General features: G+C 61.4%; 13 protein-coding genes. 1 reads left to right on the plus strand and 12 read right to left on the minus strand.

The genetic code is table 11. From position 1 onward, the window contains the following. Positions 1–10 precede the first annotated feature (10 nt). The 3 genes from ACLIRY_RS18145 to deoC all read right to left on the minus strand — a co-directional run bounded on the left by ACLIRY_RS18145 (position 11) and on the right by deoC (position 3,490). Complete coding sequence (locus ACLIRY_RS18145) at positions 11–1,513, minus strand: sugar ABC transporter ATP-binding protein (RefSeq protein WP_413206833.1); 1,503 nt, start codon at positions 1,511–1,513, stop codon at positions 11–13. Between the two features lie 90 nt (positions 1,514–1,603). Then, a complete protein-coding gene (locus tag ACLIRY_RS18150; RefSeq protein WP_413206834.1) occupies positions 1,604–2,650 on the minus strand; it encodes an autoinducer 2 ABC transporter substrate-binding protein in 1,047 nt (348 codons plus the stop codon). 165 nt (positions 2,651–2,815) lie between these two features. Beyond that, on the minus strand, positions 2,816–3,490 hold the full coding sequence (deoC, locus tag ACLIRY_RS18155) for a deoxyribose-phosphate aldolase (RefSeq protein ID WP_413206835.1): 675 nt from the start codon (positions 3,488–3,490) through the stop codon (positions 2,816–2,818). A gap of 283 nt (positions 3,491–3,773) precedes the next feature. Between deoC and ACLIRY_RS18160 the strand changes: the two genes are divergently transcribed. Next, positions 3,774–4,571 carry a DeoR family transcriptional regulator gene (locus ACLIRY_RS18160; protein WP_413206836.1) on the plus strand — a complete coding sequence of 266 codons (798 nt, stop codon included), beginning with the start codon at positions 3,774–3,776 and terminating at the stop codon, positions 4,569–4,571. Positions 4,572–4,828: 257 nt separating this feature from the next. Here ACLIRY_RS18160 and ACLIRY_RS18165 read toward each other — a convergent pair whose 3' ends face one another. The 9 genes from ACLIRY_RS18165 to ACLIRY_RS18205 all read right to left on the minus strand — a co-directional run bounded on the left by ACLIRY_RS18165 (position 4,829) and on the right by ACLIRY_RS18205 (position 13,644). Next, a complete protein-coding gene (locus tag ACLIRY_RS18165) occupies positions 4,829–5,281 on the minus strand; it encodes a MarR family winged helix-turn-helix transcriptional regulator (protein ID WP_413206837.1) in 453 nt (150 codons plus the stop codon). Positions 5,282–5,318: 37 nt separating this feature from the next. After that, positions 5,319–6,020 (minus strand): ABC transporter ATP-binding protein, encoded by a 702-nt coding sequence (locus tag ACLIRY_RS18170; protein WP_413206838.1) that lies wholly within the window; start codon positions 6,018–6,020, stop codon positions 5,319–5,321. After that, a complete protein-coding gene (locus ACLIRY_RS18175) occupies positions 6,013–6,786 on the minus strand; it encodes an ABC transporter ATP-binding protein (RefSeq protein ID WP_413206839.1) in 774 nt (257 codons plus the stop codon). The genes ACLIRY_RS18170 and ACLIRY_RS18175 overlap by 8 nt, the downstream gene beginning before the upstream one ends. After that, positions 6,783–8,645 (minus strand): ABC transporter permease, encoded by a 1,863-nt coding sequence (locus tag ACLIRY_RS18180; RefSeq protein WP_413206840.1) that lies wholly within the window; start codon positions 8,643–8,645, stop codon positions 6,783–6,785. Before ACLIRY_RS18180 ends, ACLIRY_RS18175 begins: the two co-directional genes overlap by 4 nt. 110 nt (positions 8,646–8,755) lie before the next feature. Then, positions 8,756–9,958, minus strand: coding sequence for an ABC transporter substrate-binding protein (locus ACLIRY_RS18185; protein WP_413206841.1), 1,203 nt, complete (start codon positions 9,956–9,958; stop codon positions 8,756–8,758). Positions 9,959–10,066: 108 nt separating this feature from the next. After that, the gene (locus ACLIRY_RS18190) at positions 10,067–10,651 is read right to left on the minus strand and encodes an amino acid synthesis family protein (protein ID WP_413206842.1); all 585 of its coding nucleotides are present in this window, start codon (positions 10,649–10,651) and stop codon (positions 10,067–10,069) included. Beyond that, on the minus strand, positions 10,648–11,232 hold the full coding sequence (locus ACLIRY_RS18195) for an amino acid synthesis family protein (protein ID WP_413206843.1): 585 nt from the start codon (positions 11,230–11,232) through the stop codon (positions 10,648–10,650). The genes ACLIRY_RS18190 and ACLIRY_RS18195 overlap by 4 nt, the downstream gene beginning before the upstream one ends. Next, complete coding sequence (locus ACLIRY_RS18200; RefSeq protein WP_413206844.1) at positions 11,225–12,121, minus strand: UPF0280 family protein; 897 nt, start codon at positions 12,119–12,121, stop codon at positions 11,225–11,227. Before ACLIRY_RS18200 ends, ACLIRY_RS18195 begins: the two co-directional genes overlap by 8 nt. After that, entirely contained in the window at positions 12,118–13,644 is a 1,527-nt protein-coding gene (locus ACLIRY_RS18205; RefSeq protein ID WP_413206845.1) for a 6-hydroxynicotinate reductase, read from the minus strand. The genes ACLIRY_RS18200 and ACLIRY_RS18205 overlap by 4 nt, the downstream gene beginning before the upstream one ends. Positions 13,645–13,678 lie beyond the last annotated feature (34 nt).

Raw genomic sequence — 13,678 nt, forward strand, 5'->3', positions numbered from 1 at the left:
TCATCCCCCCTTAGGTAAAGGCCTTGAGTTTCTCGCTGACCGCCTCCTCGGAGGTGGTGGCGCAGTCGAGTCCCTCGGTCAGGCGGCCTCGGTGCATCAGCACGATACGGTTACAGTTCTGGACCAGTTCCAGGACATCATCGGAAATCATCAACACCGCCAAACCATGCTCGATGGCCAGGTCACGGATCTTATGGTGGATTTCCGCCTTAGAGCCCACATCCACGCCAACGGTCGGACCGTTGAGGATCAGCACCCGGGCGTCGGTCAACAGCCACCGCCCCAGCACAACCCGCTGTTGGTTGCCGCCGGACAGTTCCTTGACCAGCTTGGCCCCCGACGGTGTGGCAATCTGCATGGCCTCGATGGTCTCACCCACCAAACGGTTGGCCCGGCCCTGGTCGATGGTCATCCCCGGCGCAAGGGAGTCATAGGAGGTACAGAGGATATTGCGATCGATGCCTTGAGTCAGAAACAAGCCCTCACTCAACCGGTCCTCGGGAACATAGGCGATCCCCGCTGCGATGGCCTGTTGGGTGGTATCGAGCGTCACCGCCTTGCCATCCACCCGGATCACCCCCCGATCTGCGGGGATCATGCCAAACAGGGAGAGCGCCAATTCCGTACGACCGGATCCCAGCAGGCCCGACAGCCCGACGATTTCGCCCGCCCGAATGGTCAGATCCACATCCTCGAAGGCGTCCGAGAGCCCCAGTCCGGAGACCTCCAGCCGCGGGGCCTCCTCGGCACGGTCGCCGGGGGTCCAGAGATAGGGCTTGTTGATGATATCAAGCCCGGTCATATGGCGGGTCAGGGAGGCTTCGTCGAAGTCGGAAACCGGTCCATCGGCCACCAGGGATCCGTTGCGCATGACAGTGATCTGTTCACTGATCTCCATCATCTCGCGCATCTTATGGCTGACGAAAAGAACGGCGATGCCCCGGGACTGGATATCCTTGACGATGCGGAACAGGGTCTCCACTTCGCGGCGGGTCAGGGCCGTGGTCGGCTCGTCCATAATGATCAACCGCGCGTCGGACATCAGCGCCCGGGCAATGGCTACCAATTGCTTGCCCGCAGTGGGCAAAGCCCCAACCTCGGCGTCCAGATCCAAGGGCACCCCAATCCGGTCCACCGCTTCCCGGGCAATGGCGCGGGTCCGGCCCCAATTGATCAAGTGGCGCTTTTCGCGCAACTGGGTGTTCATGGCCAAATTCTCAGCCACCGTCAGGTTCCCGAAGAGCGAGAAATCCTGGTAGATCACCTGAATGCCATGGTCGATGGAGGCGATGGGGTTGAGGTGATGAACGGCCTTGCCTTGGATCCGGATCTCGCCCGCATCGGGCTGATACACACCGGACATGACCTTGATGATCGTGGATTTGCCAGACCCATTCTCACCGGCGAGGCAATGGATTTCGCCCGCGCGGATGGTCAGGGACATATCGTCCAGGGCGCGCACCCCAGCGAATTCCTTGCGGATGCCCCGAAGCTCGATAAAGGCGTCTGTCATGACACGTCCGCCATGGCTGAAATGGAGGGGAAGGAGGGATGGAAAAGGGTGGCGGCGCGGCCACCACCCTTCCCTGAACCGAGACGATCTTTAGAAGTCGTACTTGTCCATGTTCTCCTTGGTCACACCGACCCAACCCTGGCCATAGAGCAGGTTGGCCGCGCCCCCTTCGGGCGTGGAGAGATCGGTGTAGCCCGGAATGCCCAGGTCGAGACCGGCCTTGATCTGGTCGGCCTTCCCGTCGAGCGCCATGACAGCCAGCATGTTCATGGCATATCCGGCAACGGCGGGGTCCCAGAACTGGATGTACTGGATGTCGCCCTTGGCCAGATACTCACCGGCAACCGAGACCAGCCCGGTGCCCGCGAAGAACAGCTTGTCCTGCAGACCCCGCTCGGCGATCAGGCGACCCGCGCCCGCAGAGGTCGGCATGGGACCACCAACGATACCCTTCAGATCCGGGTAGGTGGTCAGAACTTCCTTGAGCTTGTTGTAGTCGGTGTTGGCGTCGTCATAGGTTTCCAGGCGATCGGTCGCCATTTCCATCTTCGGGAAGTGTTCCTTCTGATAGGCCACCGCGCCGTCGATCCACTCGTTCTGGGACTTGGAGGTCAGGCTGCCGACGGTGGCGACGTATTTTCCTTCGCCGCCCATGTAACCGCCCAGAACTTCCATCAACTTGGCGCCATAGGCCCGGTTGTCGAAGGCTTCCAGGACATAGTCCGCGTTCTGGATGTTGGAGGCCTCATGGGCGATGACGGTGATGCCACGATCCCGGGCCTTCTTCAGAACGGGCTCGACAGCCTCGACGGAGAAGGGAACGATGCAGATGGCATCAACGCCCTGGGCGATCAGGTTCTCGACGATCTGCACCTGGGCTGCGGCGTCGGCCTGACTGGGACCAACCATCCAGGTATCATGGCCGGTGTCGCCGCCGAACTGCTTCACTCCATCGCGCATGCGATCGAACCAAGCAATGCCGTCAACCTTCACCACCGTCGCAATGGAATAGGTCTTACCGGTGGCCTCGGACGTCAGGGTTTTGATCCCATCGGGGGTCGGAACCACGTCCTCGGCGAAGGCAGGCGCCGACAACAACGAGCCCGCAACGACGAGGGAAGAGAGAAGCTTGTTCATCCTTGATCTCCTTGGAGTACGTATCCCAGTTCATTTTTTTCATGCGGACCATGAAGCGCCCTGTTGGCCGGACTTTTCCGCATCGTGGTGTTCCGTCGCATTTCTTATGTTCGGCGGTCAGGAGACGGAACCACCCTCCCCGCCGGAGTCTGCGCGAGGTTTCCCCTAAGCCGCGCCGATGATTGCGATACTGGCACTGGCGCCAATGCGCGTGGCCCCCGCTGCAATCATGCGTCGAGCGTCCTCGGTGGTGCGCACGCCCCCGGAGGCCTTCACGCCCATGTCCGGCCCCACAGTCTCCCGCATCAGGGCGATGTCCTCAACAGTCGCCCCACCCCCTGCGAAACCGGTGGAGGTCTTGACGAAATCGGCTCCCGCCTCCTTCGACAACAGACAGGCCCGCACCTTTTCCTCCTGGGTCAACAACGCCGTCTCGAGAATGACCTTCAGCACCGCCGACCCGCAGGCCGCCTTGACCAAGGCGATATCCTCCCGCACCAGGGCATCCTCACCGGCTTTCAGCAAGCCGATGGGAATGACCATATCGACCTCTCCCGCGCCCTGCTCCACAACCCAAGAGGCTTCCGCCGCCTTAATAACCGAAGGATCGGCCCCGAAGGGAAAGCAGATGACGGCGCAGGGAACCACCGGGGATCCGGCAAGGCATCGCGTCACCAAGGGAATGAACAGAGGGTTGACGCAAACCGCCTTGAACCCGTGGTCCACAGCTTCGGCGCACAGGGCCTCCACCGCCTCCGGACAGGCATCCGGCTTCAACAGGGTATGGTCGATATAAGATGCCAAATCCTTGGCGTTGGATACCGAGGTTGGGTCGGTCATCGGATCACTCCCAGGGGGACGACCCTCAGGACGCTCCCCAATGTGTTACATTTCTAACATTTCTTGTCACAAGAATTCCATATTGACGGAAACCGCGTCAAGGTGAAATCATCAGTCAATACCCAAAGGACGTGACAGGCCCAAAACTCTGGGGCTTCCAGCGACAACAAATAAGGGAAGGGGGAGATTGAGAAGTCATGGAACGCGATGCTGCACAGCAATATGTGTATTGTGCATAGCAACATAACGGCATCATCCTGCCTCCGCGACGAAGGGACGAAACATGTTCAAAAAAAGAGTTGAGCGACTCGAATACTTGAGTGGCGTTCTCGAAGCGGGTGGCTTCCTTCATTTAAAGGATGCCGCAGACATGTTGGGTGTCTCTGAGATGACGGTGCGGCGTGACATCAACGCAAGCCGGGACCGCTTCACCTATTTGGGCGGTCACATCACCCTGGAACCCAACAGCCCCGGGGGCATGGGCTATATTCTGAACAAGGAACGGGAGAGCAACGCCGACAAGAAACGGGCGGCCTGTCAGGCGGCGGTCGATTTGGTCCAGCCCCAGGAAACCCTTTTCGTGGACTGCGGAACGACCATGCCCCATTTGGCCAGTCTGCTTCCGTCCAACCTTGGCCTCACGGTCATTTGCTATGCGATGAACGTGGCGGAGATTGTCTGCAAAAAGCCCGGGGTCCGGGTGATCCTGCTTGGCGGCCTGTACCACGGATCCTCGGCCTCCTTCTCCAGCGCCGAATCCTTGGAGACCTTGGGTCGGATGGGGATCAACAAGGCGTTCATCTCGGCCGGTGGCATACACCGGGACCGGGGTGTGAGCTGTTCGAACTTTCACGAGGTGGCGATCAAACAACTCGCCATGACCAATGCCGAATGCAAAGTCCTGGTGGTGGACTCAACAAAATTCGGCGTGGTGAAGCCGGTCTTTTTCAGCGACACAACAGCCTTTGATTATGTCTGTGTGGACAACGGCGCCATGCCAGAGAAGGCGGCCCCGTCGGCCCTGGGCAACGCCACACTGCTGCGCGGCGACATCGGCCGCCCCTTCCGCCCTTCCCAATGAGGGGAAGGAAAAGAAAGCGCGATACACGACAGTGTCTTATATTTTTTGGGCGATTGTCCAAACCCCCATTTTTTCTTTTACAAATAAAAGCCTGGGGACTGGGGCCTTTCGGCCGGTAACTGCCAGGGGTCTGGGGCCTTTCGGCCGATAACTGCCTGGGGTCTGGGGCCTTTCGGCCCCAGTGGGGGACGGGGCAAGGCCTCGTGACGGGAAAGCCCCCCTGTCGTATACTGTGGAAAGGGAGACGCCTCCTCGCCTCATTGAAGCTTTTTCAGCAACCTCAGAAAGGTTTTCCGCTCGGCCACCGTGAGCGGGGCAAGGGTTTCCGCGGACACGTCAAGGGCCGTCCCCGCATTGGCGTCAAACAAACGCTCCCCCTCAGGGGTTAGGGAAATCAACTGGCGGCGCCGGTCATTGGGATCCCGATCGCTCCGGATCAGACCGCGCCCCAACAACCGGTCGACCACCCCCTTGGTGGTGGCCACATCCAGCCCCACCCTGCGTCCCAATTCATTTTGAGACACGGAGTCTAGGTGCCTCAATCGGGCGATCAGGGCGAATTGGGTCGGCGTCAGCTCCCCCTGAAATTTCTCGCCGAAGATGACTGCGTTTCGCTGATAGGCCTTTCGCAGCAAATAGCCGACTTGCTCGTCGATCACATAGACCGGCGTGTCCCCTTGCGGGGCCTGCTTGTCTTCAGGATCCGTCACATTTTTTTCCTATCCTCGACCCAAACGCGTTGGTCCATCACACGGACAAATAAGCATCCCGGATCTCGGGTTGCTGTTCCAGCTCCAGGAAAGAACCATCAAATTTCTTCTCCCCCCCTTCAATGATGACAGCGCGATCGGCAACAATTTTGGCAAAATGCAGGTTCTGTTCGGAAATGATGACCGTCAGCCCTTCGGCTTTCAGTTTCAGGATGGTCTGGGCCATCTGCTCCACGATCACCGGGGCGATTCCCTCTGAGGGTTCATCCAGAAGCAACAGGCGGGGATTGCCCATCAGGGTGCGGGCAATGGTCAACATCTGTTGCTCGCCGCCGGACATCTCTTTGCCCCGGTTTTCGCGCCGCTCCAAAAGGTTGGGAAACAGCTCGAACAGGGCCTCCACCGTCCAATGGGGGGTGTCTTCGCGCCGGGGCTGGCGCCCGACCTCCAGGTTTTCCTGGATGGTCAAATCGGTGAAGATCCGGCGATCCTCGGGAACATAGCCGAGACCGAGGCGGGCGACCTTATAGGGCGGCAAACCGGTGATATCCCGCCCGGCGAAGCGGACACGGCCCGTCTTGGGCCGTACAAGCTGCATGATCGATTTCATCGTCGTGCTTTTACCGGCCCCATTCCGGCCCAGAAGGGCGACGACCTCGCCCCCCTGGACCGTGAACCCCAGGTCATTGAGGATATGGGCTTTCCCATAGAAACTGTTGACGCCTTCGAGTTCAAGCATGGGCGTCCTCCGCCGCGTAAAGGGTCCCACCGCCCAGATAAACCTCCTGCACCCGGGCATTGGCGCGGACCTGCGCCGCCGTCCCGTCGGCGATCAGCTCTCCCCGGTTCAACACCATGATGTGGTGGGCATGGGTAAAGACAACGTCCATGTCGTGTTCGGTGAACAGCACACTGATCCCGCGATCCCGCACGATATCTGCGGTGAGCTGCATCAGCGCAATCCGTTCCTTGGGGGCCATGCCCGCCGTCGGCTCGTCCATCAGCAGCAGGGTCGGATCATGGCTCAGCGCGATGGCCAATTCCAATCGCTTCAAGTCACCATAGGCCAGAACGGCACAGGACCGGTCCGCCTGATCCACCATCCCCACCACATCAAGAAGGGCCAAGGCCTCTTCCCGATAAAGGTTTCTCGCATAGGGCAAAAACGAAAACAGGCGGCGATGGTGGGAAATCAAGGCCATCTGCACATTTTCCGCAACGGTCATGCTCTGGTAGGTAGCCGTGATCTGGAAGGTCCGCCCGACTCCCCGCCGCCAGATATCCCGGGGTGGAAGGCCGGTGATCCGCTTCCCATTGAGGAAAACCTCGCCCGAGGAGGGCCGGAGTTGCCCCATCAGCATGTTGAAACAGGTGGATTTACCCGCGCCATTCGGCCCGATCAGGGCCTTCAGCTCGCCCGGAGCGACCTCGAACTCCACGCCGCCCACCGCCCGCACGCCACCGAAGAACCGGGTCAGGCCCTGTACTCGCAGAACAGCCGTCATCGCGTGCTCTCCCCTTCGCGGATCAGTCCCACTTTCTCCCCCAGCCGCCGCAGGGACCCGACGATCCCGTCAGGCGCAATGATCACAACGGCGATAATCAGCAGGCCCAGCACCAGGCGCCAATATTCCAGGCGGGTCAGCCAGTCCTGAATGGTTTCCATGAACGCCGCCCCGACGACGGCACCCGACAGGGTCTTGACGCCCCCCAGGAAGACGACGATCAGCGCGTCGAAACTTTTGGCGATATCGAGTTCGTTGGGAAAGATCGATCCCTTGGAGAAGACGAACAGCGCCCCGGCAAGACCGGCCATGGCCCCGGCCAGCGCGAAGGCCGCCCATTGAACCTTCTTCACATCAATCCCCGTTGCATCGGCCTGGCGGGCACTGTCCCGCCCTGCCCGCAGGGCATAGCCGAAGGGCGAATGCATGATATGGCGCAGAACCAGAATGCCGCCGATTCCGAAGGCGAGGGTGAAGTAGTAGTAAGCCGTGGTTCCCGACAGCCAGCTCGACGGCCAGATATTGACCAAGCCGTCATCGCCTCCGGTGACATCGCCCCACTGGAAAACCAGGGACCAGACAAGCTGGCTGAAGGCCAGAGTCAGCATGGCGAAATACACCCCGCTGAGGCGGATGCAGAACCAACCGATCCCCAGGGCCAGAAGACCCGCCCCAAGGGGCGCGAAAAGAAAGGCGAGCTCCATCGGTGTATCGGTATAGGTCACCAGCAAGGCCGCCACATAGGCGCCCCCGCCGAAGAAGGCTGCGTGACCAAAACTGACCAGCCCTCCTCCCGCAAGGATGAACTGCAACGACATGGCGAACAGGCAGAAGATCAGGATATCGGTGATCAGCACCTGGGAGAAGCTGGAGCCGAACACCGGAACCAGGGCCAAGACAACAATCAGACCGAGGACCAGCAGCCGGACCTTGGGTCCGGCGGGCCGGATCGGCCGTTCCGGTTCACCAATCTGTCCATGCTCTCCGGCCTTCTCCTCGCGCCCGAGCAGGCCATAGGGTCGAACCATCAGAACCACGGCCATGACCACATACATGAGGAAAAGCGTGCTTTGCGGCAGGTAGGCGACACCGAACACATTGAGGACCGAGATCAACACGGCAGCGATAAAGGCGCCGGGAATGGACCCCATACCGCCAACGACAACGACAACGAAAACCGGAGCGATAATGTTGAGGTCCATCAGCAGGTCAGCACCGCCCTTGGGAAGCTGGATCGCGCCCCCCAATCCGGCCAGCGCCGCCCCAAGAAAGAAGACGCCGGTGAACAGCCAGGACTGATTGACGCCCAGGGCACCGACCATTTCCCGGTCCTGCGTGGCCGCGCGGACCAGGATCCCCACCCGCGTCTTGGTGATGAACCACCAGAGTGCCGCGAGCAAAAACGGTGTGATGGCGATCAGTGCCAGATCATATTGCGGAACGGGCTCGCCCAGAATCCGAACGACGGATTTCAGCCCGGGGGCGCGCGGCCCCAAGCGATCTTCCGCCCCCCAAATCATCAGAGCGAGGTCCTGAATCACCAGGATCACACCGAAGGTCGCCACCAGTTGGAACAGCTCCGGTGCGCGGTAAACCGGGCGGAGGACACAGATCTCGATAATGACGCCAATCACGCCGACGATCAGTCCAGATAAAAGAATGGCCCCCCAGAAGCCAACAGCCCCCGGAAGAATGCCCATCAGAACAACGCCAATATAAGCTCCAAGCATGTATAAGGAGCCGTGGGCGAAGTTCACGATCCGCGTCACACCGAAGATCAGCGACAGTCCGGACGCGACGAGAAAAAGCGCCGCCGCGTTCGCAAGACCCGTCAGGAGTTGCGCCACAAAAAGACCCATAGCGTTCAGACTTCCGCTTCATAATGCTGGAGGTTTAGGCCGAAAGGACCTCCCGTCCGCCCCCCCCAAAAAACCAGGGCCAGGGCGTGGACGGACGGAAGGGGAACCGATCAGTTCGCGGGCCGCATGGCCTTGATGTCCTCGTCGCTGGGCATGTAGGGCTCGGGGTTCTTGTAGCTCCAATCCACCATGATCCCCTTGCCATCCTTCAGGGCGAGGGTGCCGACATAGGCGCCCATCGTGGACTGGTGATCGAGCGCGCGATAGGTGATTTCGCCCATGGGCGCGGCAACCTTGAGATCCTTGAAGGCTTCCAACAGGTCCTCGGTTTTGGTGGACCCGGCCTTTTCGATCAGGGCGGCGACGGTCTTCGCGGTGGAATAGCCAACCAGGCTGCCAACCTTCGGCGTTTCTTCCGGATAGGCGGCAATATAGGCGTCAACGAAAGCCTTCTCCGGACCGGAGGTGAAGGCATACCAGGGATAGCCGGTGACATACCAGCCTTCCGGAGCCTCATCGCCAAGGGGTTCCAGGTATTCGGGCTCACCGGTCAGCAGGCCGTAGACCTTGCGGCCTTCGAACAGGCCACGGGTCGTGCCCTCGCGGACGAATTTCTGCAGGTCCGTGCCGAAGGTCACGTTGTAAATTGCATCGGGCTTGGCCGCTTCGATGGCCTGAACCTCGGCTCCGGCATCGATCTTGAACAGGGCCGGCCACTGTTCGGCGACGAATTTCACATCCGGCTTCAGCCTCTTCAGGTTTTCCTTGAAGGCCTCGACAGCCGCCGTGCCATAGGCGTAGTTGGGGGCGATGGTCGCATAGGTGACTGCGTCCGTCTTCGCGGCCTCTTCCGCCAGCATGGCTGCCTGCACATAGGTCGAGGTGCGCAGCCGGAAGGTATAGGGGTTGCCGGACTGCCAGACCAGGGCATCGGCCAGGGGCTCGGAGGCGAGGTAGATGTACCCTTTCTCGGCCGCAAAGGAGGAAATAGCCAACCCGACATTGGACAGGATCGAGCCGGTCAGCATGACCGCACCGTCCCGGGTCATCAGCTCTTCGGCGATCTTCACCGCATCGCCGGGCTTGCCATCGTCGTCGCGGAAAATGAACTGAAGATGTTTGCCAAGAACGCCACCCGAGGCATTGATCTCCGCCAAACCCAGCTCGATGCCCTTTTTGTAGGGCTCGGCGAAGGCGGCAAGGCGCTTGTAATGATTGATATCCCCAATCTTAATGCTGTCGGCGGCATGCGCCGTGCTTCCGACGGCAAGCAATGCGGCGGTCGCAGCCGCCAAGACTTTCAACATTTTCATCTGTCCCACACTCCAGTTTGTTGTCTGCGCGGTTTTTCAACCGGTTCACCCAAGACTGCATATGCACAGAAGCGCGGTTCCCCCGCCCTCCTGCTTCCGGCGGAATGATCACCTCAATCCGTCGGCACCCACCACCTGATCATGCGTCAACCCACCGACGCGCGCCAGCGGTCGTCCCCCCAAGGACAACGCGATGGCGACCAGGATCTCATCGGCCTTCGGCGCATCCGCGACCCTCACTTCGATGGCGTCGAAATGGGTGCGCACATAGGCCGCATCCTTGTGACCGAGCGGAATATCGAGCGTCACATCCACACCACCCATTTTCTTCGACGAGGGAACCAGGGCCTTGCCACCGCCCAGAACCGCGCGAAGCGGCGCCCCGAGACGGGGATGCAGCAGGGCCGCCGCATGCTCGATCTCCCCGTTCTCGCCGACGATCGCGCCCTTGCCGAAGCCCTGCACCGCCTCCGCTTCCACGCCCAAGGCGGCGAGGCATTTGGCGGCCAGCAAGCCGCCCAGTTCCTCGCCTCCATCGACGAGTAGGGACAGGTCGGCATGGAAGACGCCCGCGTAGGGATTGGCGATCACCGCGGCACACCAGCCCCGCACCGCCGGAGACGGCAGGATCTGATCCATCTCCCGCTCCGTCCGTTCGACGAAGGTCACCAGCTTGCGGATCTGGATGCTCATCGCAGCCCGTCCTCGCCCTTGATCTCCGAGGCCTTGAGCCCACCGACCCGGGCATGGATCCGCGGCCCCGTGGTCATGACCAGCGCCAGCAGCAGTTCATCGGCCTTTGGCCCGTCCGACAGACCAACCTCCATCGCATCGAAATGGGAGCGCACATAGGAGGCATTGCAATGGGTAATCGGCACATCAAGCCGGGTTGCCGGGCCACCGAGCTTCTTCGTCGAGGGCACGATGGCATTGGACTCGGGCAGGATCTCCCGCATGGAATAGCCACCGGGCACATGCCAGAGCGCCCCGTGTTCCAGCTCGCCCGCCGTGCCCACAATGGCCCCTTTGCCGTAACCCTCCACCACGGAGGCATCCCCCCCCAGGGCGGCGATCATGTCCTTGGCCATCTTCACACCCAGCGGCTTCAAGTCTTCCATGAACCCGGCGATATCCTCCACATAGGACCCGGCGAAGGGGTTCTTGATCACGCTCAGGGCCGCGACGCGGCGCAAGGGTGTCTCCGCAATGGCTCCCCCTTCGTGAAAGATCTCTTCGACGACAATCACGCTTTTGCGCAGGATCGGCTCAGGCATGGATGGCTTCCTTCCGGATAGGTATTTTTAAGGGGGTAAGATGGTCTTGCGGCGCGATGGTCCGGCGCTCTCCGGCCAGCGCAAGATAGGCGGCCCGGAACAGTCCCTTGGAAAGATAGTCACGCGCTGCCGCTTCGCCATGGGCGAGGGCAGACCGCACCTCGTCCTGGGACAGCGGGCCAACAGCGACCGTCACGGGCCGATCGCCCAGGTCACTGTCCGGTGCCAAGTCCCGCGCGGGAACCCGCTGCACCGAGGTCACGCTCTGCACATCAACCGCATTGGCAACCAATGTCGCTGCCGCATCGGCTTCCGCCGCGCTTGCGGCCAGAACGGTCACCGCGTCGGCAATGCCCAGGGAGTGGGAGCGTCCCCGCCAGCCGCTGGTGGCAATACCACCGATACCGTCCTCCGGCGTGATCTCGACGATGCCGCCCGCTTCTCCGGTTTCCGGATTGTCGCAGATGCCCACCCGAAAGGCCCCCTCCCGCAGGAACAGAGCAATGTCGCCACCATTGTTCACATAGGCCCGGGCCAATTGGCGTCCGTCGACGAGCCGAGCCAAGATATGGTCGGCGACGGCGCCCGCGACAGCCGCCATAGGGGTGATGAAGGTGGGCCGATAGGGCGCGGTGACCGCAACCATACGCCGGGCAATGGCGCCCTTTGGCAAGGGCCCCTCCTCGGCCCGCAATCGGGGCAAGTCCTCGATCAGGTCCGACAGAACAGTGTCGAAGGCGGCGCGGGCCTGGGCATAGGCTTTACGGACCTCTGGCACCGGTCCCTCGGCTTCGATCACAAGCTCAATCGGGCCGTACCGAAGGCACAAGCGGCGCTGATCCGCGAGCGGAAACGCCAAAGGAACCTCCGACCCGGCCAGATGACTCACGGTTCCGTCCTCTTCCAGGCATAGGCCTCGGACCGGGTCGGCAGGGGCGTGTCACCGGGCGCCGTTACCATGCGTCGCTCCTTCAAAATATGATCACACTGGGTCCCGACCTTTCCGGCCAGCACGTCGGCGAGCGGCATCACATAGTCCATATGCCCGCCCAGGGCGCGATAGTCCTCCAACCGCATGGTGAACTCGATTGGCGCCACCAGGGCCGGTGTGGGCACGTAGCCGAAGGCATTTTTCGGCATGCGGGTAACATCGACCATGAAGGTAATACCACCGCCCGGCCAGACATACACGGGCGCGCCACCCGAACTGACCGAGGTCAGCGCGCTTTGCACCGACCGGGTCAAGCCAACCGGATGTTCGGTCACCCCGGCCCGCAGGGACCCACCCGCTCCCCCCATGAACAGCACCGATGTCAGGGCGGGTTCGCAATTCTCTTCGATCCGCTTCACCGAAGGCAGAAGCCGTTCGGGAATCTCCTTCTCAACAGGCAACAGATCCCCGTCGAGCTCGAAATAAGCGGCATGTTCGCCCGTGGTGGAGACCATCAACAGCGACAGGCCGGGCTTGGCGACGGCGGGATCGAAGGCACCCAGGATTTTCAAAGGGTCGTCCAGATCCGTGCCGCCCCAGCCGTTGCCGGGTTCGGCGACCTGGAAATAGCGCCCCGGTGTCGACCGCCGCCCCTTGATCCGAATGCCGGTCGGTTCCCAACCGATGACCTTTCCGGCCTGGTGTTCGGACATCACACCGGTGATGTGGTCATCGACCACAACCACCTCGTCAACCAGCCCCTTCCACTGGGCGGCGAACATGCCAACCGTGGCGGAGCCGCAACCCACGCGCATCCGCTCTTCCAGGACATCGTTGATGATCGGCGCCTTGCCCGCCTGAACCGTGATGCGGGCGCCCCCGTCGATGGTCAGCTCCACCGCTTCACCGTTGCACAGGGCCAGCATGGCCGAACAGGTGATCCGCCCTTCCTTCTTGGAGCCGCCAGTCAGGTGATTGACCCCACCCAACGACAGCATTTGGCTGCCATATTCGGAGGTGGTGACATGGCCGACAATCTCGCCACCGACCCGCACGGGCGCACATTCGGACCCCAGGTGCCGGTCGCTGTCGACCTTCACTTTCACGCCGCAATAGCTGAAGATGCCTTCGGTCACCACGGTGACCATGTCGACGCCATCCACCTCGGACGACACGATGAAGGGCGCGGGCTTGTAGTCCGGATAGGTGCTGCCCGCCCCAATGGCGGTCACGAAGGCTTCGGCATTGGGCTGAAGTCCGCCGTCCGGTTCCTGCTCAAGCAGGGCCCGCTCAAGGAAGGGAACGGCTTGTCCGCCGCTTTCCACCCGATGCTCGAGGATTTTATGGGGATCCAACCGCACCAATTGACCATTGTCGTTGGAATAGCGGTCACAGGCGCCCGCCCGTCCATCGGCGATGTAGCACATGACTGGACAGGCATCACACCGGATCTTCTGTTGCTTGTCGTCGGCGACCGTCACTGTCCTGACTCCCCGGCTGGCATGCCCGTATTCG

The organism is Rhodospirillum sp. A1_3_36 (genome assembly GCF_047263945.1).
GTDB lineage: Bacteria > Pseudomonadota > Alphaproteobacteria > Rhodospirillales > Rhodospirillaceae > Rhodospirillum.

What these genes read in the sequence shown, in the direction of transcription:
- ACLIRY_RS18145 (WP_413206833.1), bottom strand. Translation starts at nt 1,513, where the DNA reads ATGACAGACGCCTTTATCGAGCTTCGGGGCATCCGCAAGGAATTCGCT.
- ACLIRY_RS18150 (WP_413206834.1), bottom strand. Translation starts at nt 2,650, where the DNA reads ATGAACAAGCTTCTCTCTTCCCTCGTCGTTGCGGGCTCGTTGTTGTCG.
- deoC (WP_413206835.1), bottom strand. Translation starts at nt 3,490, where the DNA reads ATGACCGACCCAACCTCGGTATCCAACGCCAAGGATTTGGCATCTTAT.
- ACLIRY_RS18160 (WP_413206836.1), top strand. Translation starts at nt 3,774, where the DNA reads ATGTTCAAAAAAAGAGTTGAGCGACTCGAATACTTGAGTGGCGTTCTC.
- ACLIRY_RS18170 (WP_413206838.1), bottom strand. Translation starts at nt 6,020, where the DNA reads ATGCTTGAACTCGAAGGCGTCAACAGTTTCTATGGGAAAGCCCATATC.
- ACLIRY_RS18175 (WP_413206839.1), bottom strand. Translation starts at nt 6,786, where the DNA reads ATGACGGCTGTTCTGCGAGTACAGGGCCTGACCCGGTTCTTCGGTGGC.
- ACLIRY_RS18180 (WP_413206840.1), bottom strand. Translation starts at nt 8,645, where the DNA reads ATGGGTCTTTTTGTGGCGCAACTCCTGACGGGTCTTGCGAACGCGGCG.
- ACLIRY_RS18185 (WP_413206841.1), bottom strand. Translation starts at nt 9,958, where the DNA reads ATGAAAATGTTGAAAGTCTTGGCGGCTGCGACCGCCGCATTGCTTGCC.
- ACLIRY_RS18190 (WP_413206842.1), bottom strand. Translation starts at nt 10,651, where the DNA reads ATGAGCATCCAGATCCGCAAGCTGGTGACCTTCGTCGAACGGACGGAG.
- ACLIRY_RS18195 (WP_413206843.1), bottom strand. Translation starts at nt 11,232, where the DNA reads ATGCCTGAGCCGATCCTGCGCAAAAGCGTGATTGTCGTCGAAGAGATC.